Genomic DNA, 23050 nt, shown 5'->3' with positions numbered 1-23050 from the left:
TACTTGAAACTTTTATAGTTGATACTTATTTGTTTGCTTTTGCAGCAATAGCCTGATTGGCTGTGATAGCAATCATGCGATATACATCTTCGATAGAACAACCGCGAGACAAATCGTTTACCGGACAAGCGATACCTTGAAGAATCGGACCGATAGCGTCAGCGTGTCCCAAGCGTTGAACTAATTTATAAGAGATGTTACCAACTTCCAGGCTCGGAACAATCAGCACGTTTGCCTGTCCGGCTACAAGAGAACCCGGAGCTTTGCTTGTACCCACTTCGGGAACGAGAGCAGCATCTGCCTGCAATTCGCCATCCAAATCAAGGGTCGGAGCCATTTCTTTGGCAATCTTGGTTGCTTCAATCACTTTATCCACCACTTCGTGCTTGGCAGAGCCTTTGGTAGAGAAGCTCAACATGGCAACTTTCGGATTTTCGATTCCGGCCACAGCCTTTGCTGTCTGAGCTGTGCAAACTGCAATCTGAGCTAACTGATTAGCATCGGGAACCGGTGTTACAGCTACGTCGCCCATCACTAAAACGCCATTCTTTCCGTATTCGGGAGCATGAGTCAGCAACAACATAGCACCCGAAACACAAGTGATACCCGGAGCCGTCTTGATAATCTGCAAAGCAGGACGCAATACATTGCCGGTAGTGTTACGGGCACCCGCCAACTGACCGTCTGCGTCACCACTCTTCATCATTAAACAACCAAAGAACAAAGGATCATTAGTAAGTTTGCGGGCTTCCTCGATAGTCATTCCTTTCTTCTTGCGAAGTTCACATAGCAACTGTGCATACTCTTCGTGCTTCGGAGAAGTTTCAGGGTCAATGATAGTAGCTTTACCGATGTTCCCCAATCCCCATTTTGTAGCAAGTTCATTAATTTCGGCCGGATTTCCTAACAAAATAAGGTCGGCAACTTCGTCTGTCAAAATCTGATTGGCAGCTTTTAATGTGCGTTCTTCAGTTCCTTCGGGAAGAACAATACGTTGGCGGTTTGCTTTCGCGCGTTCAACGATTTGGTTGATTAAATTGAGCATAAGATATATTGAATAATATTATAAAACCTACTTACGATTTGTAAATTTCGGTGCAAAAGTACTCAATTTTGCAATATCCACATTACAATTTCGTCCGATTTTTACTTCCAAGTCTAAAATATTATAATATTTAACACTGTACTCCTATTTTTCATACCTTTGCAGCGTTTTCAAACAAAATCAATAGATAATTAGTATATGATACGTCAGTGCGCCATTTTATTTGGCTGTTTGGCTTTGGGTGAATGGATAGTTTATCTTACGGGTATCAAGCTCCCCTCCAGCATCATCGGTATGCTGCTGCTCACCCTCTTTCTGAAATTGGGTTGGATTAAACTGCATTGGGTACAGGGATTGTCCGACTTTCTGGTAGCTAACTTAGGTTTCTTTTTTGTCCCGCCCGGAGTGGCGCTTATGTTATACTTCGATGTGATTGCGGCAGAGTTCTGGCCGATAGTGACAGCTACAGTTGTAAGTACCGCCCTTGTACTTGTAGTCACGGGATGGGTTCACCAGATTGTCCGCAAGTTCAGGCTGGCACGTCAAATCAAATTGGCACGCAAACTGCACCTGACAGATTTCCATCTGCCGGAAAGACTTCACCGTAAAGAAAAAAAACAACTTAACAGATAAAGACAAATGAGTTTCCTAGAAAATAACTTCTTCCTGCTGGCCATCACCTTCGGGGTTTTCTTCTTTGCCAAGTTGCTTCAGAAGAAAACAGGGTTAGTATTGCTAAATCCGATATTACTGACTATCGCCGTTCTTATTATCTTCCTTAAAATGACCGGTATCTCTTATGAGACTTATAATAAAGGGGGACATCTTATCGAATTCTGGCTACGTCCGGCTGTGGTTGCCTTGGGCGTACCTTTATATCTTCAGTTGGAAATGATTAAGAAGCAGTTATTGCCTATCCTTCTGTCCCAATTGGCAGGATGCATCGTCGGAGTTGTTTCGGTAGTGCTGATTGCAAAGTTGATGGGAGCTTCCCAAGAAGTAATATTGTCTCTGGCTCCCAAATCGGTGACTACCCCGATTGCGATGGAAGTGACAAAAGCTATCGGCGGCATTCCGTCACTGACGGCGGCAGTTGTAGTAGCAGTCGGGTTATTGGGAGCTATCTGCGGGTTTAAGACCATGCAGATTATGCGCGTAGGAAGCCCGATTGCCCAAGGGCTTTCCATGGGAACAGCCGCCCATGCAGTCGGCACCTCGACCGCCATGGATGTCAGCAGCAAATACGGAGCATACGCCAGCCTGGGATTGACACTGAACGGAATATTCACTGCACTGCTGACACCTACCATTCTTCGATTATTAGGCATTCTGTGAAAACAAAATTGCCTGATTTTCCGTTATATAAAGAGTTAAACGCAAAACGCAATTTTATGATTCCATTTAAAGATATCACATTAGCAGATAAAGACACGATTACCTCATTTACAATGAAGAGTGGGCGGCGCAACTGCGACCTGTCATTTTCCAATCTTTGTAGCTGGCGATTCCTGTATGATACCAAGTTCGCTGTTATCGACAACTTTTTAGTATTCAAATTCTGGGCAGGAGAACAACTGGCATATATGATGCCTGTAGGCACCGGTGACTTAAAAGCCGTATTGAAAGAGTTGATAGAGGATGCCGGACAAGAAAACCAGCCCTTTTGCATGCTGGGAGTATGCAGCTGTATGCGTGCCGAACTCGAAACTATCCTTCCCGAACAATTTACTTTCACGGAAGACCGTGATTATGCAGATTACATTTATCTAAGAAGTGACCTTTCGACTTTAAAAGGAAAGAAATTCCAGGCAAAAAGAAATCATATCAACCGATTCCGCAATACATATCCGGATTATGAATATACCCCGATTACTCCCGACCGTATTCAGGAATGTTTGGATTTGGAAGCGGAATGGTGCAAAGTGAATAATTGTGACCAACAAGAAGGAACGGGCAATGAACGCCGTGCCTTGATTTATGCCCTTCATAACTTTGAAGCCCTCGGATTGACCGGTGGCATTCTCCATGTGAACGGAAAAATCGTCGCATTCACTTTTGGCATGCCTATCAATCACGAGACATTCGGCGTGCATGTAGAAAAGGCAGACACTTCTATCGAGGGTGCTTATGCCATGATTAACTATGAGTTCGCAAACCGGATGCCCGAACAGTATATTTATATCAATCGGGAAGAGGATTTAGGAATCGAGGGGTTACGGAAAGCCAAACTGTCTTATCAGCCGGTGACGATTCTTGAAAAGTATATGGCTTGCCTCAAAGAGCATCCCATGAATATGGTAAAATGGTAAATTCCCGACGAGCGAATATGATAATAAAGGAACAAGTAAAAGCGTTATGGAAATTGTGCTTCGAAGATAGTGAAGAGTTTGTTGAAATGTACTTCAAGCTACGCTATAAGAACGAAGTGAACGTTGCCATCCAAAGTGGCGATGAGGTAATCTCTGCGCTTCAGATGCTTCCTTATCCGATGACTTTCTGCGGAGAAACGGTGCAGACCTCCTATATTTCAGGAGCCTGCACGCATCCTGACTTTCGAAGTAAGGGAGTGATGCGCGAACTCTTATCCCAGTCTTTTGCCCGGATGCTGCGGAATGGGGTACAGTTCAGTACACTGATACCGGCAGATCCTTGGCTATTCGATTATTACAAACGTATGGGATATGCCACTGTCTTTCAATATTCGGTCAAGGAGATGACTTTACCAGAGTTTATCCCTTCTAAAGAGATTGCTGTCAATGCCGTTTCCGAACCTCAAGATGAAGTCTATTCATATTTGAATAAGAAATTGTCCGAACGTCCTTGTTGCATTCAACATTCCGCAGAGGATTTCCAGATTGTTATGGCAGACTTACCTATAAGTAGGGGAAATTTATTCGTTGCAAGACAAGCTAATGAAATACGGGGAGTAGCCATTATATATAAAGGAGAAAACAGTATCATTATTAATGAACTTCCGGCAGAAGATAAGGATACGGAGTACAGTTTATTATTTGCCATTAAACAATATACCGGATGTAACCATATAATCCAATTACTGCCACCCGATAAAGAACTGCCTCAACATTCACTAGGAATGGCACGAATTATCAATGCTAAAGAAGTATTGCAGATTTATGCGTCCGCCTTTCCTGAAGATGACATGCAACTGGAAGTATCAGACACGCAGTTATCGGTGAATAATGGTTATTATTATCTATCCGACGGGAAATGCAGATATAGCACCGAGCGATTGCCCGGTGCACATATACAAATGAATATAAGCGAATTAACAGAGAGAATACTCAAGAAACTAAATCCTTATATGAGTTTGATGCTGAATTAAGGTACGGATTATTTATCCAGATAACGTACCCGTTCGCAAGCAGCCAATAGAAACGCCCCCACTCCAAAATTTGAAGTAGAGTTGGCGTCTACTACCTGTCCGGGTATCGCTTTCTCGCCAATCGGCTGCACATAGCCAATCTTACCATCAGGTTGCAAAGCAACCGTTGAGAGATATTTCCATGCTTTTTCAACTATCGGCTGATATTCATCTGAATCAAGGAAGCCGTTATTTATGCCCCATTGCAAACCGTAAGTAAAGAAAGCCGTTCCACTGGTTTCCGGCCCCGGCGCATGTTCCGGGTCAAGCATACTGCGTGTCCAGTAGCCTTCCGATTGTTGACAAGCAGCAACAGATTTGGCTAATGTACGGAAACGGTCTATATATTCCTGACGATACTTATCTGTTTCAGGAAGCTCCTTCAGCACTTTTGCCAATCCTGCCAATACCCAGCCATCTCCACGCGCCCAAAAATGTTTACCAATACAGCACCTCCCTGCGGAAGAATCTCCAGCTGCACTTTACCGTTCTCTTTCACTTTCAACGGCACAAGCTGTGGCTCTCCTTTCTTATCATCCTTATACAGGGTAACCGTTTTTCCGGCAAACATTTCTAAATCCAGTTTCAACTTCAATGTTTCTTTTCCTGCATTCACAGCAGCCAGATACCAAGTATCATTGTGACGACGTGCCAACACGACATATTTTCCAGGATATCCGTCAATGAAACACGTCTCATCCCACGTGGTAGGAATCGTTTTCATATAGTCCATGCAAACAGGGGAAACATCTTTCAGGTTGTTGGGGGCAAGTGCAAAGTTCTGTACCGGATTCTGGAATAACACGGTAGTGGCTAATTGAAATATATCAGTAGTGCGACGCGTAGTTCCTCCGTCATTGTTGCGGTTCAGCCGTTTGTTCAGGAAACAACCGCCAAATTCCATGCTGCCCACTGCATTGCGAATAAACGGATGCAGACAAGCATTGAAAGCCTCTTTATCGCAAAAGTGCTGGTTGAATACCATATTCTCGGATGCCAGTACGGCTTCACTACCAACATAATTCAGATACATGCGTTCCCATCCGCGAGGGATTGTACAACCGTGGAAGATCACCATCAGGCCGTGATCGTCGGCATCACTCAAGATATCTTCATACAGGCGCATCGTTTCTTGCTTGTCGCCACCAAAGAAATCGACTTTAATGCCTTTTACTCCAAGACTCTGTAACCATTTCATCTCCCGTTTGCGAATAATGGCGTTGTCCATGTGATTAACCGGTCCTTGCTCAATATCATTCCAATAACCGGAAGAGCTATACCATAAGAAGAGTTCCACGCCTTTACTACGTGCGTATTCTACCAAAGACTTCATGCGGTCGCGACCGATGTTCGTATCCCAGCAGTTATCAATCAACGCATACTCATATCCCATTGCCGCAGCAAAATCAATATATCGCACCTGATCGTCATAGTTGATACTACCATCCTGCCAAAGAATCCAGCTCCATGTGCCGCGTCCGAAACGGTAGTCATATTTTGTTTCATAAAGAGGACGCACGACATCCCACGCAACAGTTGTTTCCACAATCGGTTTCAAAGTTTCGCCAACTGTTATGGTACGCCAGGGAGTAGCTCCCGGCAAGGCAAATGCCGGAGCAACCGTTCCGTTGCCATTATTTTCTTCTGCCATCGGGAAAGCAATCGTATACAGATTACCTTCGCTCACATCGCTTAAACGTGAGCCGCAATATCGACTGTCCACTCCTGTCTCGCTAACCAGCACCCAACCATCGTCACCAATACGGAACAGGCAAGGGAATGTGTAACCATGCCCGTACTGGGAACGGTCACTCATCGGAGCATCTGCCTTGTATTCTTCCTCATAACTGGGTTTTGTACGCTTCCATCCTATCATGGCATCGCTTTGCGGACACAAGAAAGTAGTAGTCTGTTGCGGGAAACGGAAACCGGTTTCTTCGGCAGTCACCGTTACACTTCCTTTTCCATCCTGACGCGGCAAGGTATAACGGAAAGCTACATCATTGTTGCCGACACGAAAGACAACGTCTATTTTCTGTCCTTTCGGATTCTCAAAATGACAGTTCAGCTCGTTTGCCTGATAATGCACTTGTGAGGTTTTAATACGATCCTGATGGTAGACAGTATCAATGGGGGTGACCGTATGCCCTGTCAGTTTCATTCCTTTAGCAAAGTCACCGATATTCGTGTTCATACCCAAAGGTGATTTCTCCAGCATGGTTTTCCCATTATAGGTAATGGAATAACTTGGCTTTTCGGCAGGGGAAGTAAAGACAACCAATTGCAGTTTTTCATCCGGTCCTTTCACGACCACGTCTTGTGCCGTCAGCGAAGTCAGACAGCAACCAGCCAGCAGAGCGCTTATTATCTTCTTTATATTATTCATGTTATTATGTTCTTCATTTATTTCCTGTTATTTCTCATTTGCCTTTTTTATCCGGATCACCGTAAAAGAGTAGGCAGGCAATTGGCAATCAAACTGTTCTGCCACTTCCACCGTATCCTCAACAGGTAGCGGAGTATCTGCCGGTTTGCCGGTCAGTACGGTTCTCTTTGCAGAAGACTGTATCGCACCGATTCCGGAAAGGTCGACATGGGTATTAACCTCTACTGGAAGTAAGTTGACCAACTTCACAATCACATCTCCACTTGCCGAATCGCGGACAATGGAAGAAGCAAAACGTTTCTGCACTTTATCGTCTTTATTATCCAAAGTGATCTTCGACGGCAAATATTCGTTTCCGGCATTCTGTCCGTAGAGTTTCTGCACATAATATCCGGTGGTCGGTTTCACTTCCCGGTTATTGAAGTAAATCAAATCCGGATTCCATTGGGTATGTCCTTCTTTGGCGAGAAGAGGAGCGTAAGAAGTCATGTGTACAACGTCTCCATTGCGTTCCAGGGCAGCAAGATAAAGAGCTTCCGTCAGTGCAGTTTCGATATTCGCTTTTCGTCCCGGGATATGAGTCGCATATTCGCCCAGATATACTTTTGTCTTTTTCGAACGGTCGTATTTATCGTAGAAATCCTGATTGTTCAGGAACCATCCCGGAGTCTGATAATAATGTTCGTCCACCATCGGCACACCCAGTTTGTCGGCCAGTTTCCATCCTTCTACGTAGTCTGTACCTTCATTGAACGGTCCTACTGTACCTACAACGATCATTTCCGGATATTTTTCTTTGATGGCATTAAATATCATTGTAAAACGTTCTTCGAAGATATCGGTGATGAGATCTTCATTTCCGATACCAATGTATTTCAGGTTGAAAGGTTTCGGATGGCCTGCTTCGGCACGTACCTTTCCCCACTTTGTCTTCTTAGCGTCGCCGTTTGCCCATTCTATCAAATCAAGAATATCCTGAATATAAGCACCCATTTCGCTCATAGGGATACCGCCTTGCTGTCCGCCTCTCAAGTCACCGTGACAGGCAGAGTTCTGGCAAGGAACACCGGCAGCCAATACCGGAAGCGGTTCCGCACCAATATCTTCGCAGAATTGAAAATATTCAAAATATCCCAGTCCCATGCTTTGATGATACCCCCAAAGGTTGCGTTGAGCCTTTCTTGCTTCTAACGGACCGACTGTGTTTTTCCATTGATAGATATTCTTCAGACCATCACCATGAGCCACACAGCCACCCGGAAAACGGATGAAACGGGGATGAATGTCAGCTAACACTTGAGCCAGATCCTTGCGGAGTCCGTTCTTGCGTCCTTTAAATGTATGCTGCGGAAACAGGGAAATCATATCCAGATTCAATTCTCCAGCAGATTGGGGAATGATTTCGAGGCGAGTATCTGCGGTTGCTTTGGCAGTAATCACTGCTTTATACGTTTTCCATTGACGGGAAGACACAGTCAGAGGAGTCTCTCCACATATATTTCCTTCTCCATCTACCAAACGAACCTGTAATTTATTTGATTGACCCTGCGGAACCCTCGCAAATATGAAAAAGTCATATTTCTCTCCGACATTCAGCGCGATACCATCAAAGCCTGTATTTTCTAACGCGGCTCCCGGTCGTTCTACATTCAATACGGCATAGTGCGGATTATTGGCATGAATAGGATCGGTAGTAGCAATAGTGAAAGTGGTTTTATCTCCTTTCAATGTCCACGAATGAGTACTATTCCAGTTCTTATCTCCTTCCCTGTCCGAAGGGTCATACTCGAAGTCGCGGTTTTGGATAAGTTCTGCATAGAGTCCTCCGTCTGCCGAATAATTAATATCTTCAAAGAAAGCACCCAACAAGACATCGCTGATGGTCTTGGCACGTTCGGGTTGTACGGTGACCGTTGCTTTTACAGGCTTCAAACCGGCAAAACGTTCTCCATCCTGTACCGGACGTTCTCCATGCAATGAGTTCCGATATTGATTCCAGCCATAATTCTTATTTAATCCATCTACCAAAGTCCACGCTACCCGGTTGATAGTTCCTTTCTGCTCCTCTCCGGCAACTACGGCTTTCACTCTTGTTCCGTTAAAATCGGAAGTAGTACGGGGATATTTCTGGCTGGTCCAGTTTATCAAGTCTTTAGAAGTGGCCTGACCGTATCCATCACGATCATTCAATTTCCAGGTACATATCCATTCGCCAGCGGGCGACTGTTTCAAATAAGGGTCGAGCATTTTCTTCTGTGATCCCCAGCGACTGTAATCACACCGGAGATATCCGTAGTTCCGACCGACTTCAAACCAGTTTTCTTTATCCATGCTCCAGGCAAAACGAAGTCCGCTGCGTCCGTCGTCTCCGGAAGTAGCGAAGGAAAAGAGATAAACCGAATCGGGGGTACTCGTCATTTCTTTGATGGCAGCTAAAGTGACTTGCTGAAACGACAAAAACAAGACAACTAAAAACAGGAATAATTTTCTCATGGTATCTATTGCATTAAGATTATCAATCGCAAAGTTAAGATTTTCATTATTCTAACTGATATATTTCAAGCTATAATTGGTTGTTTTACACTTAAAAATATATAAGAAACAAGTAAACAAGAGTAAAATATACACTTTTTCCAATATCGTATACTATTTTCCTGGATTACACTAGTGAATCCACCTTATCTTAATAACTCAGAAAAAGACGAAAGAATGAATGTATTTATCTGGAAATGAAGACTACCCGCTTGAAATTCATTGAATTTGTAGATGAGAGGTGCCCAAATTTCCTTTCAATGAAATCATCTTCGCGACAAGAAACTGTGGCGTGGATGGAAATCCATACTAACGGCATGGTCAATCACTTTGAAGTGTTCTAAATCAGCACTTTCCGTAAACTGGTATTTGCCTTTCATATACACATCATACATCAAGATATACTTATCCGAGCCAATCAATGGAAAGATGCCCGCACCCTCTACCGCATCCTTCGTCTGCTGCTTATAGTCATCTGATTCCGTCCACTGTCCGGACCATTGCCATGTTGCATGGACCAATAGATCATGTATTTTCCGGCTTCCTTGTCATAAATCGTTTGTGGCGCCCACACACGTTTCAGGTTTTCCTGATCGGGATATTTCTTCTGGATATTTACGATATTGGAAGTCCAGTGTACAAGGTCTTTCGATTTCAGCAATACCATGGCGCGATTAGAACTCCATCCATTGGCAGATACCATGTCTGTAACTACCATATAAAATGTCTTCCCATCTTCACAACGTAAAATATGAGGATCGCGCACTCCACCTGTTGAACTAATCACACGGGAATCAAGTACCGGTTGATTTCCATTCAAGGCTTTATAATTATATCCGTCGAGACTAACAGCCATCCTGACGGCTTCTTCACTCATGCGATTGCCGGTGAAATAAACGAACAGGTAAGCAGATTGTTGGCAATATCCAGTCAACACTCCTACGAAAAGGAGTGCGAAAAGGATTATATTTTTCTTCATATCTATTATCATTTCAATGCTTGTACATCAATTGTTTAGTAGTTAAAGTCAGCAGATTTCACATACACCCGATATTCTTTAATCATGCCCGGATATTCTTTTTCGGCACGGGGCAGATAGCGGAAGCCGGTCACTGTTTCCACTTTACTCAAGTCAATCACCAATTGATGAGGATAAGGAACATTGTCCACGGTCATCCAGAAAGTAGATTCCTGCAAATCAAATATTTTGTCGGCTGTACGGTTGCCGCTACGCGTTTCTTCGCTATCGGCATAACGAATCTTCCAATGCTCACGAGATACCGGTTTGCCATCAGCTCCCAGGACATCGAACTCTGCCACTGCTGCGATGTTATCATTGGCTTGCGGAGAAAGCGCTTCCAAACAGAAATAACGTCCTTTCGCCGGAGCAGCAAATCGTACTTCCTGCCAGCCGTTGCCCGGAGTGAAGGCTCCTTCGTGCGCAACCTTTTCTCCTGTCAGTTTCAACTTTTCTCCATCCTTGCGGTGTGTTTCGGGAGCTTTTTCACGAAGCACATCAAGAATAGGTTTCTTCAAGCCTTTGATAGAAGCCTTGGCAGGACCTTTCAAATCTAATACAAGAATTTCATTCTCTCCTTCTTTGAGCCAGCAACCCGGCATAAAGAGGGTCTGTTGGGGGCCGATCTCCCAGAAACGCCCCATCGCATGACCGTTCACCCATACCATACCTTTACCCCATGTGCTCATGTCGAGGAAAGTGTCGCCTACTTTATCGAGTTTGAAAGATGATCGATAGTAAGCGGGCATAGTCGGTAATATTTTCGTGTCCTTGTAGTTCTTGTTCTTGATAAATGAGTAGTCTACGGGGAAGTTATATACAATCCAGTTTTTCAGTTCTTTCGCCTGATTGCCCGAAAGGAGTTCTACCTTATCGGTGATTCCCTTCCGGTCGTGGATGGACTTATCAAAGTTGACACGTCCCATTGCCTCTACCAGAATATCCAGTTGTGTGCCTTTCTTCAAGGCCGGCAAGGTAGTGGTAAATTCTCCTTTGCGGCGGTCGAGGCGAGCCAACAGTTTGCCATTGGCGTAGATTTGTGCCCAGTCGTGCACTTCGGTGATTTTCAATGTAGTGCCTGAGGTTACTGCTTCGGGCAATGTGGTACGATACAGGATCGTTCCCCACCCTTGGTTGAATTGTTCCATCGGCTGGATATCCACCGACTGTTTGGCATCCGGCAAGTTGGAGAAAAGCGGAGCTATTTTGGTGAAATGAAATTCGGGCACTTCAATGACAGGCAGTGCAGCAGGAACTTCCGGCAGCGCTTCACCGGCAGGAAGATATGTTTTCAGCAGATCGCGAAGGAGAAAGTATTTCTCTGTCGTCCATCCGGCTTCGCTGATCGGGGCATCATAGTCGTAAGAACTGCACATAGCGGAGTAGGCAGGATTGTTGGCACCACCCCAATGTCCGAAAGTCGTTCCTCCGTGAGTCATGTAAAGGCTGAAGGAGATGTTGCGATCGAGCATATCTTTGATGCCCTGCACCATATCTTTGGCAGGACGTGTTTCATGTTTCCGTCCCCAGTGGTCGAACCATCCGCTCCAGAACTCACTGCACATCAGCGGAGTTTCGGGACGAAGCTCTTTCAGTTTCTTAAACTGCTGGTCGATATTAGCCCCAGTTCCGAAATTCACAGTCCAAATCAGGTCGTCGAGTGCGTTATTGGTAAAGTTACTGCTCCAGTCGCATTGAAACAGAGGCACATCGGTAAAACCGGATTCACGTACCAAATCACGCACGGCAGAAACGTATGGTTTATCGGTTCCGTAAGAGCCATACTCGTTCTCCACCTGAACCATGATAATGTTTCCTCCTTTATCCACTTGCAACGGAGCCAGTTGTTTGCCGACCTCTTTCATAAAGATGCCGACACGTTCCATATAATAAGGATCGAGCGTGCGCAAGGCCACATCTTTTTTCTTTAACAGCCACCAGGGAAGTCCTCCCATCTCCCATTCCGCACACACATACGGGCCGGGGCGGACAATAACATACATTCCATGTAGCTGCGCAAGTTTACAGAAAGCAGCAATATCATTCTGACCGGAGAAGTCGAACTTTCCTTCTTCCTGTTCGTGGATATTCCAGAAAATATAAATGCAAATCGTATTCATTCCCAATGCTTTGCACATCTCTATGCGATGACTCCAGTAAGCCTGTGGGATACGGGTGTAATGCAACTCCGCCGCCTTCACTACAAATGGTTTTCCATCAAGTAGGAATGTGTTCTTGCCCGCCTCAAATTTGTGGGCAGTGGTTTGCGCCTGTGCACTACTAAAGATAATGACTGTAAAAAGCAACAGTAAAGCAATCAATCTGTTTTTCATGGTTTATTCAAAAATAGAATTTTAATAGTATACGGCAAAGATAGGTGATTCACCTAAAAAGGAGGGGATAATTATCATTCAAAAAGGGTTGAAAATAAAGCAAAATAGCTTTCCCGAGCTTATTTACCAAATCACGCAATGAACGGGTCGCATAAATGTCCACAATAAACGTATAAAAACGCTCGTTTATTTCCGGACAGGAAAAACAATGCCTGATTAAATCCGTCTTTCCATATCGTCGCGGAGAAATCAAAGCTATATTATTTCCGTTAAGCAGCATCGTTATCACGTTCTCTGTCTCTTTTCCCTATCACAGAAGTACTTTGCAGAAACATAGCCATTAGTTACAAAAGGATTGTTCATACCTATATTACACTGGTTTCTGCTCCAAAGATAATGAATTCATAATGTAATGGTCAAAAGATGATGGTCACAAAATGACCATCATCTTTTGACCATTACATTATTACTATAACTAAAATCAGTTTTCCTTTGTCAGCAGGCTTTCCAGCTCTTCCGCATTCAAGCGGAGATAGAATTGTCCGCGATAAGCCACGGAGATTCCGCCCGTTTCTTCGGAGACAATGATGGCATGGGCGTCCGACTGCTGCGAGATTCCCATAGCCGCACGGTGGCGCAATCCTAATTCTTTGGGAATATCCAAGTCATGAGACACGGGAAGGATACATCCTGCCGCTTTGATACGTTTCTTGCTGATGACCATTGCGCCGTCATGCAGAGGGCTGTTCTTGAAAAAGATGTTTTCAATCAAGCGTTGGTTGACAGCCGCATCAATCACTTCGCCTGTACGGACGATTTCATCCAAAGGAGTATTATGTTCAATGACAATCAACGCGCCGACTTTTTGTTTTCCCATACTCAGACAAGCCATAACTACCGGCATGATGTCGTCGTGCTTCAGAGCCTCTTTCTTTGAGCCGTTGAAAAGACGTGCCAATGCACTGACGTGACGGTGAGAGCCCAAGGTCAGTAAGAAACGGCGTATCTCATCCTGGAAAAGAACAATCAAGGCTATCACACCCACATTCATCAAGGTGTCGAAAATAGAGCCCAACAGTTTCATTTCCAGCACTTGTGTCACTACGAGCCAAATCAGGATAAAAACAAGGATGCCGGTGAAAACCTTGATGGAACCGGATGCTTTCATCAGTTTGTAGGTATAGTACAACAGCAAAGCTACCAGCAGAATATCAATAAAATCTTTTATGCCAAATTCAAAAAACATGCTATCTTCCTTTTATTTGCTACATGAACTCTCTTCTTTTATCTTTTCCATGATTCGGACGGCTTCCACGGCTTCGCGTACATCATGTACGCGAAGGATATGTGCACCTTTCATTAACGCGACGGTATCCAATATGGTTGTCCCGTTCAGCGAATCCTGCGGGGTTCCGCCCAATAACTTATAAATCATGGACTTCCGGGATACTCCTACCAAGAGCGGAAGTTCGAAAATGCTGAACTCTTCCAAGTGTGCCATCAGCTCATAATTATGCTCCAATGTCTTACCGAATCCGAATCCCGGGTCGAGAATAATATCTTTTACTCCCAAATCACGGAGTTGCTGCACTTTACGGGCGAAATACAGGAAAACTTCTTTTATCAGATTGTTATAATGAGGTTCTTTCTGCATACTCTGCGGGGTTCCCTGCATATGCATCATGATATATGGCACTCCCAATTCGGCTACCGTACGGAACATACGGTCGTCCATCTCACCGGCAGCGATGTCATTGATAATGGCTACTCCATATTCCCTCACACATTGTTCCGCCACATCAGCACGGAAAGTATCCACGGAGATGACAGCGTCCGGATGGTGACGGTTCAGGATCTCCAGTCCGGTGCGCAGCCTGCGCATTTCCTCTTCGGCAGAAATATGTTCGGCATTGGGACGCGAAGAATAAGCCCCTATATCAATAATGGCAGCACCTTCGTCAATGATTTGCCGGGCACGGGCTGCAATATCTTCTTCGGTCTGCATCCGGCTGCCGGAATAAAAAGAATCGGGAGTCACATTCAAGATACCCATCACCTGCGGAACGGCGAGGTCGAGCAACTGCCCTTTTACGTTTATGTAAATAGGAGATACAGGTTTTATCATTGACATTATTTCTTTATAGATTGTTGCAAATGTAGAGAAATAATCCGAAAGAATCTCCTATCTTTGCAACGTTTTTTAATTAATAAGTTCAGGATATGGAACTCACAGCTCTTTACCAAGTATTCCAAGAGTGTCAATCGGTCACGACCGACAGCCGGAACTGCCCGGACGGTTCTTTGTTTATCGCCCTGAAAGGCGAGTCGTTCAACGGCAATGCATTTGCCGAAAAGGCGTTAAAATCCGGGTGCGCGTACGCCATCGTCGATGAGGCCGGATATGCCGTAGAAGGCGACAGACGCTATATACTTGTAGACGACTGCCTGCAAACCATGCAACAACTTGCCAATTACCACCGCCGCCAGCTCGGCACACAGATTATCGGCATCACCGGTACGAATGGCAAGACAACTACCAAGGAATTGATTTCCTCCGTCCTTTGCAAAGCCCATAATGTGCTCTATACCTTAGGCAACCTCAATAATCATATCGGCGTGCCGGCTACCCTGCTCCGGTTGAAACCGGAACACGACCTTGCCGTCATCGAAATGGGAGCCAACCACCTGGAAGAAATCAAGTTCCTTTGCGGAATAGCCGAACCGGATTACGGCATCATCACCAATGTAGGCAAAGCCCATCTGGAAGGATTCGGCTCGTTCGAGGGAGTTATCAAGACGAAAGGAGAACTCTATGACTTCCTTCGTCCCAAAAGCGATTCCACCGTTTTCATCCATCACGACAATTCCTATTTAATGAATATAGCCGGCGGACTAAACCTGGTTTCTTACGGTACGGAAGACGGATTGTATATCAACGGACGCATTACGGACAATTCCCCTTATCTTACTTTCGAATGGAAGGCAGGAAAAGACGGAGAGGTTCACCAGGTACGCACGCAGTTAATCGGAGAATATAACTTCCCGAATGCCCTGGCTGCCATTACTATCGGGCGTTTCTTCGGAGTAGAAGCACAACAGATTGACGAAGCCCTGGCAGAATATACACCACAAAACAACCGCTCCCAACTCAAAAAGACAGAAGACAACACGTTGATTATTGACGCATACAATGCAAATCCGACCAGCATGATGGCTGCCTTACAGAACTTCCGCAATATGACTGTTCCCCATAAGATGCTCCTATTGGGAGATATGAGGGAACTCGGTGCCGAAAGTGCAGCCGAGCACCAAAAGATTGTAGATTATATCAAGGAGAACGGTTTTGAGAAAGTCTGGCTTGTAGGCGAACAGTTCGCAGCCGCACAACATTCCTTCAAGACCTATGCCAATGTGCAGGAAGTCATCAAAGAACTGGAAACTAATAAACCGAAAGGATACACCATTCTCATCAAAGGTTCCAACGGCATCAAACTCAGTTCGACAGTAGAACACTTATAAGCAGTGGAATAATTAGAAGCAAAATACTATAAAATGAAAAGAGAATGCGTCAAAAAGAAGTAAATACTATCTTTTTGACGCACTCTCTTTTTTATTCATTCTCGGTCGTACCACATAACAGGCAAGTAAACTCGCCAGAATCGCTCCCGTAGAATTGGCTGCAAAGTCCATCCAATCCCCACCACGATAACTGGTACAGTATTCCTGCAACAACTCCACACAACCACTGAAAAGCACAGGGCTGATGAAGGCACCTACCCAAGCATGCCACATAGGAGCATTATCCCTGCGGTGCGCCCGCAAAAATTCCAACCATAACATTCCCGACATACCGAAATACATACAGATATGAACTAACTTGTCCAAGTTGGAAATCTCGCTCAAATCCGTCTTGGGCGGCTTGAAGAACGACAGGTAAATCACAGTCAATATGATAAAAAGCGAAACGGGATATTTCTTAATATAAGATAGCATATCTAAATAAAATTACAGATTCGATGCAAATATAAGTATCATTTTTTATATTTGCACTTGCATGCGTGCATTTATAACGATTTGTAAGATAAAACAAGATTTATGACGAAAAATGATAGAGCGAACTTCGGCAGTAAATTAGGTGTAATACTTGCTTCCGCCGGGTCGGCAGTAGGATTGGGCAATATATGGAGATTCCCTTATGAAACAGGAAATCATGGGGGTGCGGCTTTTATTTTGATTTATTTAGGCTGTGTGCTTCTTCTCGGACTTCCCATTTTGATTGCCGAGTTTCTTATAGGACGCCGTTCAAGAGCAAACACCGCAGGCGCTTATCAAAAACTCGCTCCCGGCACACATTGGCGTTGGGTAGGGCGCATGGGGGTATTGGCCGGCTTCCTGATACTCAGTTATTATTCAGTAGTGGCAGGATGGACGCTTGAATATATCTTTGAGGCCGTCACGAATGGCTTTGCCGGTAAAACGCCCAATGAGTTCATCACTTCTTTCCAAGATTTTTCCAGTAACCCCTGGCGTCCCGTAGCATGGTTGGTGGCTTTCTTGCTGGTTACTCATTTTATCATCGTAAAAGGAGTAGAAAAAGGCATCGAGAAATCTTCCAAGATTATGATGCCTACCTTATTTATTATTATACTCATACTGGTAGTCTGTTCAGTCTCTCTGCCGGGAGCCGGTGCAGGCATCGAGTTTCTGCTGAAACCGGATTTCAGCAAAGTGAACGGGAATGTATTCCTTAGCGCGATGGGACAAGCCTTCTTCTCTCTTAGCTTGGGAATGGGTTGCCTTTGCACTTACGCTTCCTATTTCAATAAAGAAACCAATCTGGCTAAAACCGCATTCAGCGTAGGCATCATTGACACTCTTGTAGCCATATTGGCGGGCTTTATCATCTTTCCGGCAGCTTTCTCCGTAGGCATCCAACCCGGTTCAGGGCCGAGTCTTATCTTCATTACGCTGCCTAATGTATTCCAACAGGCATTTAGCGGAGTACCCGTATTAGCATACATATTCTCTGTGATGTTCTACACCCTGCTGGCAATGGCCGCATTGACCTCCACCATTTCACTGCACGAAGTAGTGACAGCTTATTTGCACGAAGAGTTCAAGTTCTCCCGGGGAAAAGCGGCAAGATTGGTCACCGGCGGATGCATATTCCTGGGAATATTCTGTTCCTTGTCATTGGGAGTCACAAAAGGGTTCACAGTCTTTGGACTAGGCACGTTCGACCTCTTCGACTTTGTTACAGCTAAAATCATGTTGCCGCTCGGCGGATTGTGTATCTCCCTTTTCACAGGATGGTATCTCGACAAGAAAGTAGTATGGTCGGAGATTACGAATGACGGTTCATTGAAAGTTCCCGTGTATAAACTAATCATCTTCATCTTGAAATATATCGCCCCGGTTGCCATCACACTGATATTTACCAACGAATTAGGATTCATCAAACTATAATGTGGAAAGACTTTTTTTATTTCACTAAAACCGAACGACAAGGTATTATTGTCCTTGTCGTTCTTATTTTAGGAGCATTCGCAACTCCTAAGCTCTTCACGCTTTTCGTCCATCCCAAAGAGATGGATGCCGCAGAACAAGAGAGGTTCGAAAAAGAATTAAATGAATTTATCTCTTCCCTCGAAGAGACAAGACCACACAGAAAACCTGCCGGCACCTCCTTCCGGTCATCTCCCAAAAGAGAAACAAGGCTTACTGTCTTTGACCCGAATACGGCCGACTCCATGACTTTTCTGTCTCTTGGGCTACCGTCATGGATGGCTAAGAACATCCTGCGTTATCGTAGCAAACAGGGACGATTCCACCGCCCGGAAGACTTCCGGAAAATATACGGACTGACAGAAGAACAATATAAGACACTGCTTCCTTATATTCAGATTGCGAAAAGTTCCGAACCTGAAGAAACAAGGGATACAGTACAGTTATTAACAGCACAAAGCACACAGCGGGATACCATATTCAAGTATCAACCCGGCACTGTCATCAGTCTCAATTCTGCCGATACCACCGAACTCAAGAAGATTCCCGGAATCGGAAGCGTCATCGCCCGTAAAATTGTAAACTATCGCAAGCGGCTGGGAGCCTTCTGCCGGATAGAGCAATTGCAGGAGATTCAGCTAAAAGCAGAGAAACTCCGTCCCTGGTTTTCCATTGACGCCGGACAGATACATCGTATCAACTTAAATAAAGCAAGCCTGGAACGGATGACATATCACCCGTACATCAACTTCTATCAAGCGAAAGTCATCGTAGAATACCGGAAAAAGAAAGGAAGCATAAAAAGCCTGAAGCAGCTATCGCTCTATGAAGAGTTCACTCCGGCAGATTTGGAAAGGCTCGAGCCTTACGTTTGTTGTGATTTATAAAAAAGATGCATTCCTATCACACCAGACAAGAATGCATCACACACAAACAAAACAAACACTCTACTATCATCTTCACAGACTTCCGTAGAGAAGCGACTATAAATATATACCAAAAAGGCAGAACTTCTGCAAAGTTCTGCCTTTTAGCTATGTTTTTTTAGAAATAAGTTTTTCTAATTAATCTTTTTTAATCATGCCATCGACCATATGCACCGTCCGGTCGGTGATTTTGGCCAGTCCCTCGTCATGGGTGACAATGACAAATGTCTGCCCCAACCTATCCCTCAAATCGAAGAACAGTTGATGTAATTCTTCTTTATTATGCGTATCCAAGCTACCGGACGGTTCGTCTGCCAGAATAACAGCCGGGTCGTTGATTAAGGCACGCGCCACAGCCACCCGTTGTTTCTCTCCGCCCGACAACTCGTTCGGCTTGTGAGAAGCACGGCCGGCAAGCCCCATAAACTCCAGAATCTTCACCGCACGGTCATTTGCCTCTTTCGAAGAGACACCTGCAATAAACGCTGGAATCATCACATTCTCCAATGCCGTAAATTCAGGCAGAAGTTGATGAAACTGGAACACGAAACCGATATTCTTATTACGGAAAGCAGACAACGCCTTCTCTTTCATCCGGCTGACCACGGTTCCGTCAATCTCGACCACACCTGCATCCGGCTCGTCCAAAGTACCCATTATCTGCAACAGTGTAGTTTTACCTGCCCCACTCGGGCCTACAATACTGACAATCTCGCTCTTATTGATTTCCAAATCAATCCCTTTCAGCACCTGCAACGAACCGAAACTCTTCGTAATTCCTTCTAGTTTTATCATAACAGCCTTTTATAATCGTTTAATGACATATTCCGCCAAGTAGCATCCAAACACCGCCGGCATATAACTGACCGTTCCACAGGTCGATTTCTTATTTTGTTCATCATCGGTCAACAGTACCGCTTTCGGGTCGGCCTGTTCGGTACTGAATACAACCGGGAGCTTCCGCTTCATTCCCATCTTCTGCAAGCGTTTACGCACCGCTTTGCTTAATCCGCAATGATAGGTGTCCCAAAGGTCGGCAAAACGTACTTGGGTAATATCACTCTTCGCTCCCGCCCCCATACTGGAAACAATCCTGATGCGCCGCTTCATCGCTTCGCTAATCAGATAGCATTTCGGACTGATAGTATCTATGGCGTCTACTATAAAGTCATACTTGGCGGCGTCCAACAGGTCCGGTATATTTTCATCTTTGAGATAGACCGGCAGAACAGCCAACTCAATATCCGGATTAATATCTTTATAGCGGGCAGCCAATACTTCCGCCTTCGTCAGCCCTAAGGTAGAATGCACGGCAGGCAACTGCCTATTTATATTGGTAGGCTGCACCGTATCGGCATCTACAATCGTCATTCGTCCCACTCCCGCACGGCAAATCATCTCGGCGGCATAAGCTCCTACCCCGCCCAGACCTACTACCAACACGTGGGAATTCCGGATGCGGTTCATCTTTTCCTCACCGAGAAGGAGTTCCGTCCTTTGCTGCCAATCATTTTCTTCCATCAGTTTTTCTTTAGCCATTTATAGAACCATTTACCAACCTTTTCATAATGCTGCGACTCGTTATGCCCACGAGGGTCGGAGAAAGAAACAATCTCCTGCGGCTCACCGAATTGGTCGGGATATAAAATAATCAAACTATTATTAGAGAAATATTTTCCAAGTTGCGCGGGCAGGCGGTCGAAAGAAGAATCATAAGAGATAGAACCGCTACGGGCGGAGATAACCACCAGCAGATGGTCGTAATTCACTTGTCCTGTTAATAAAAGAAGGTCTTCCCATTCTTCCATCATAGAGAACTCCGTCGGCGTTCCTGCATACTTTTTCTTCACAAGCTGCTGAAGCCTCATCAATGTCCGTTCATTCGCAAAGAAATGCACGCGGCATCCCAGGATGCTCCCCATCCGGCAGAAGTGTTCCACCCACTTCGCAAAACCCGTCTCATATTCGGCTTTCGGCGGAACGGCAATATTGATTCGCCGCAAAGTATTCACCGGCATCAGGAATTTGGCAATCATCACTTCGCGGTGCGTGCCTTTCAACAGGCTTTCCGCCAGATGCCCGAAGAAAGAATCCACAATATTGGCTTTCCGGTGCAGACCGATGACAACATCCGTAGCTTCATATTCCTTGATTGTATGGATAATTCCCGAAGCAATATTCAAATCATAACGACTCACCATAGTGACAGGCACATCGGCAGCGGCGGCAATCATTGCAGCCTTCTCCAAATTACGTTTTCCCTGCAACTCCTTCTTCTCCGAACTGTTATTGTCATTGATGACATTCAACGCTATCAACGCATTTTTCTGTTTAGCGTCCTTTATCACCAACGCAAGGTTGATTAGGTCTTCAATCGTATCCGGGTTAGCGACCGGAATCAATATCTGTTCGTTGCTTTTCCTTGTTCCTTCCTCCTCCGATTGTGTAGTTTCATCCAGCGCAAAACGACGTGCCGCACGCTCCGTCACCAACGAACTGATGACGCAAGTAAAGAGAATCATCACCACTGTACCATTCAGCACATCATCATTCAACAACCGTTCGCCATTCTCCATAATAATTTCGTGCCCAATCAATACTGCCGCCAACGTAGCCGCCGCCTGCGCATTACTCAGACCGAATATCATACTCCGCTCATTGGAGTGCATGCCATAAATCTTCTGCGTAACCCATGCAGCCAGCCATTTGCTGAAAGTAGCCACCACCGTCATCACAACCGCCACTTTCAGCGCTTCCCCACCGGCAAACAGGCTTCTTACATCAATAATCATCCCCACGCCAATCAGGAAATAAGGTATAAACAACGCGTTTCCTACAAACTCCAACCGATTCATCAAAGGAGATACATGAGGAACCAGACGGTTCAAGACCAGTCCGGCAAGGAAGGCTCCCAGGATGCCTTCCATTCCCACAAATTCCATCAATCCGCCACCGAGGAAGACCATCGCCAATACGAATACGAACTGCATCACACTGTCATCGTACTTCCGGAAAAACCAACGGCCTATACGAGGGAAGAAGAAAACAATCAGGAATCCGAGGAAAGCCACTTTTGCCACAAGAAAGCCCCAGAACCAGCCGTCGACGTTTCCTTTGAACATCCCCCCTATCACGGCAAGGATAATCAGAGCCAACGTTACGGTCACTGCCGTGCCACCGATAGTTATATTGACACTGCGCAGACGAGACAATCCGTACCTACTTATAATAGGATAAGCAATCAACGTATGGGAAGCATACATACTCGCCAGCAGCACAGCAGTGAGAAAGCCATAGCCCAGCATACTCATGCTGCTCCATATGCCCAGTCCCATCGGAATAAGAAAGGTAAGCCAGCCGAACACAATACTTTTCGTCCGGTTCTTCTTGAAGTCTTCCATATCCATTTCAAGTCCGGCAAGAAACATGATATAGTACAATCCCACTTTGCCGAAGAGTTCGAAACTGCTGTCACGGTCGAGCACATAGAAACCATGTTCGCCAATCAGGACACCTGCCAGAATCATGCCTATAATATGAGGTATATGGAGACGCCCCAGAATCATAGGAGCAAACAGAATGATAATCAATACCAGAAAGAATACCCAGGTCGGGTCGGTTATCGGCAAGGTTAAATTAAAATCAAACAGGTTCATAAACTGTGGCTTTAGGAATTCAATGCAAAGGAACAAAAAAGTTTGCAGAATCACAATGAATGTCCAAACTGTATTAATGTAAGCTACAATCATTTCTTTTTCACCGCTTACCTATCAGGATGTATTTCGCCAGGCACTTTTATTGCGGAACACTATAGTATCCCTTGCGGATAACTATAGTGTAACGAAGTAAGAGCCTGTTTAAATTTTCCTGAGATTATGTTAGATAGGCTTTACCGACCAGTTTTTATTCGTCACATAGTCTCC

The 23050-nt window shown here is 45.0% G+C and carries 16 protein-coding genes and 3 pseudogenes; 7 read left to right on the top strand and 12 right to left on the bottom strand.

Going from position 1 to position 23050, the window contains the following annotated elements; genetic code table 11:
* Positions 1 to 25: 25 nt before the first annotated feature.
* Positions 26 to 1045, bottom strand: a complete 1020-nt coding sequence (gene pta, locus NSB03_RS10190; RefSeq protein WP_120465758.1) for a phosphate acetyltransferase — start codon at positions 1043 to 1045, stop codon at positions 26 to 28.
* Positions 1046 to 1243: 198 nt separating this feature from the next.
* On the opposite strand from pta, the pseudogene NSB03_RS10185 reads away from it, so the two are divergent.
* From NSB03_RS10185 to NSB03_RS10170, 4 genes and pseudogenes are all read left to right on the top strand, one after another.
* Positions 1244 to 1579: pseudogene (locus tag NSB03_RS10185) on the top strand (CidA/LrgA family protein); the annotation flags it as partial.
* Between the two features lie 105 nt (positions 1580 to 1684).
* Positions 1685 to 2380, top strand: coding sequence for an LrgB family protein (locus NSB03_RS10180; protein ID WP_024987052.1), 696 nt, complete (start codon positions 1685 to 1687; stop codon positions 2378 to 2380).
* A gap of 56 nt (positions 2381 to 2436) precedes the next feature.
* Positions 2437 to 3354 (top strand): DUF2156 domain-containing protein, encoded by a 918-nt coding sequence (locus tag NSB03_RS10175; RefSeq protein WP_135035442.1) that lies wholly within the window; start codon positions 2437 to 2439, stop codon positions 3352 to 3354.
* 17 nt (positions 3355 to 3371) lie between these two features.
* Positions 3372 to 4388, top strand: coding sequence for a GNAT family N-acetyltransferase (locus tag NSB03_RS10170; protein WP_121766134.1), 1017 nt, complete (start codon positions 3372 to 3374; stop codon positions 4386 to 4388).
* Positions 4389 to 4396: 8 nt separating this feature from the next.
* Here NSB03_RS10170 and NSB03_RS10165 read toward each other — a convergent pair.
* The 7 genes and pseudogenes from NSB03_RS10165 to folP all read right to left on the bottom strand — a co-directional run.
* Positions 4397 to 4867, bottom strand: a pseudogene (locus tag NSB03_RS10165) (glycoside hydrolase family 88 protein); the annotation flags it as partial.
* Positions 4810 to 6813, bottom strand: a complete 2004-nt coding sequence (locus NSB03_RS10160) for a glycoside hydrolase family 97 protein (RefSeq protein WP_128824297.1) — start codon at positions 6811 to 6813, stop codon at positions 4810 to 4812. The pseudogene NSB03_RS10165 and the gene NSB03_RS10160, both read right to left, overlap by 58 nt.
* 27 nt (positions 6814 to 6840) lie before the next feature.
* Positions 6841 to 9306, bottom strand: coding sequence for an alpha-L-arabinofuranosidase family protein (locus NSB03_RS10155; RefSeq protein ID WP_024987049.1), 2466 nt, complete (start codon positions 9304 to 9306; stop codon positions 6841 to 6843).
* Positions 9307 to 9632: 326 nt separating this feature from the next.
* A pseudogene (locus tag NSB03_RS10150) lies at positions 9633 to 10336 on the bottom strand (family 43 glycosylhydrolase); the annotation flags it as partial.
* A 23-nt stretch (positions 10337 to 10359) separates the two neighbouring features.
* Positions 10360 to 12696: a beta-galactosidase gene (locus NSB03_RS10145; RefSeq protein ID WP_024987048.1), complete on the bottom strand. Its 2337-nt coding sequence runs from the start codon at positions 12694 to 12696 to the stop codon at positions 10360 to 10362.
* Positions 12697 to 13177: 481 nt separating this feature from the next.
* A complete protein-coding gene (gene cdaA, locus NSB03_RS10135; RefSeq protein WP_257466368.1) occupies positions 13178 to 13942 on the bottom strand; it encodes a diadenylate cyclase CdaA in 765 nt (254 codons plus the stop codon).
* A gap of 12 nt (positions 13943 to 13954) precedes the next feature.
* Positions 13955 to 14821: a dihydropteroate synthase gene (gene folP / locus NSB03_RS10130; RefSeq protein WP_024987046.1), complete on the bottom strand. Its 867-nt coding sequence runs from the start codon at positions 14819 to 14821 to the stop codon at positions 13955 to 13957.
* Between the two features lie 95 nt (positions 14822 to 14916).
* On the opposite strand from folP, the gene NSB03_RS10125 reads away from it, so the two are divergent.
* On the top strand, positions 14917 to 16215 hold the full coding sequence (locus NSB03_RS10125) for a UDP-N-acetylmuramoyl-tripeptide--D-alanyl-D-alanine ligase (protein ID WP_172503707.1): 1299 nt from the start codon (positions 14917 to 14919) through the stop codon (positions 16213 to 16215).
* Positions 16216 to 16281: 66 nt separating this feature from the next.
* Here the strand turns inward: NSB03_RS10125 and NSB03_RS10120 are convergent, their stop codons facing one another.
* On the bottom strand, positions 16282 to 16689 hold the full coding sequence (locus NSB03_RS10120) for a VanZ family protein (RefSeq protein WP_024987045.1): 408 nt from the start codon (positions 16687 to 16689) through the stop codon (positions 16282 to 16284).
* A 102-nt stretch (positions 16690 to 16791) separates the two neighbouring features.
* On the opposite strand from NSB03_RS10120, the gene NSB03_RS10115 reads away from it, so the two are divergent.
* The gene (locus NSB03_RS10115; RefSeq protein WP_172503708.1) at positions 16792 to 18162 is read left to right on the top strand and encodes a sodium-dependent transporter; all 1371 of its coding nucleotides are present in this window, start codon (positions 16792 to 16794) and stop codon (positions 18160 to 18162) included.
* Positions 18162 to 19088: a ComEA family DNA-binding protein gene (locus NSB03_RS10110; protein ID WP_024987044.1), complete on the top strand. Its 927-nt coding sequence runs from the start codon at positions 18162 to 18164 to the stop codon at positions 19086 to 19088. Before NSB03_RS10115 ends, NSB03_RS10110 begins: the two co-directional genes overlap by 1 nt.
* Before the next feature lie 177 nt (positions 19089 to 19265).
* Here NSB03_RS10110 and NSB03_RS10105 read toward each other — a convergent pair whose 3' ends face one another.
* The 3 genes from NSB03_RS10105 to NSB03_RS10095 are packed head-to-tail and all read right to left on the bottom strand — an operon-like array spanning position 19266 to position 22783.
* Positions 19266 to 19922 carry an ABC transporter ATP-binding protein gene (locus tag NSB03_RS10105; RefSeq protein WP_024987043.1) on the bottom strand — a complete coding sequence of 219 codons (657 nt, stop codon included), beginning with the start codon at positions 19920 to 19922 and terminating at the stop codon, positions 19266 to 19268.
* Positions 19923 to 19931: 9 nt separating this feature from the next.
* Positions 19932 to 20666: a tRNA threonylcarbamoyladenosine dehydratase gene (locus tag NSB03_RS10100; RefSeq protein WP_024987067.1), complete on the bottom strand. Its 735-nt coding sequence runs from the start codon at positions 20664 to 20666 to the stop codon at positions 19932 to 19934.
* Positions 20648 to 22783, bottom strand: a complete 2136-nt coding sequence (locus NSB03_RS10095; RefSeq protein WP_257466374.1) for a cation:proton antiporter domain-containing protein — start codon at positions 22781 to 22783, stop codon at positions 20648 to 20650. The genes NSB03_RS10100 and NSB03_RS10095 overlap by 19 nt, the downstream gene beginning before the upstream one ends.
* Positions 22784 to 23050: the final 267 nt, after the last annotated feature.

Source organism: Bacteroides acidifaciens (assembly GCF_024623065.1).
Classification (GTDB): Bacteria; Bacteroidota; Bacteroidia; order Bacteroidales; family Bacteroidaceae; genus Bacteroides; species Bacteroides acidifaciens.
Note: the sequence above shows the minus strand (reverse complement) of the source record. Positions and strands in the feature narration are given on the sequence as shown.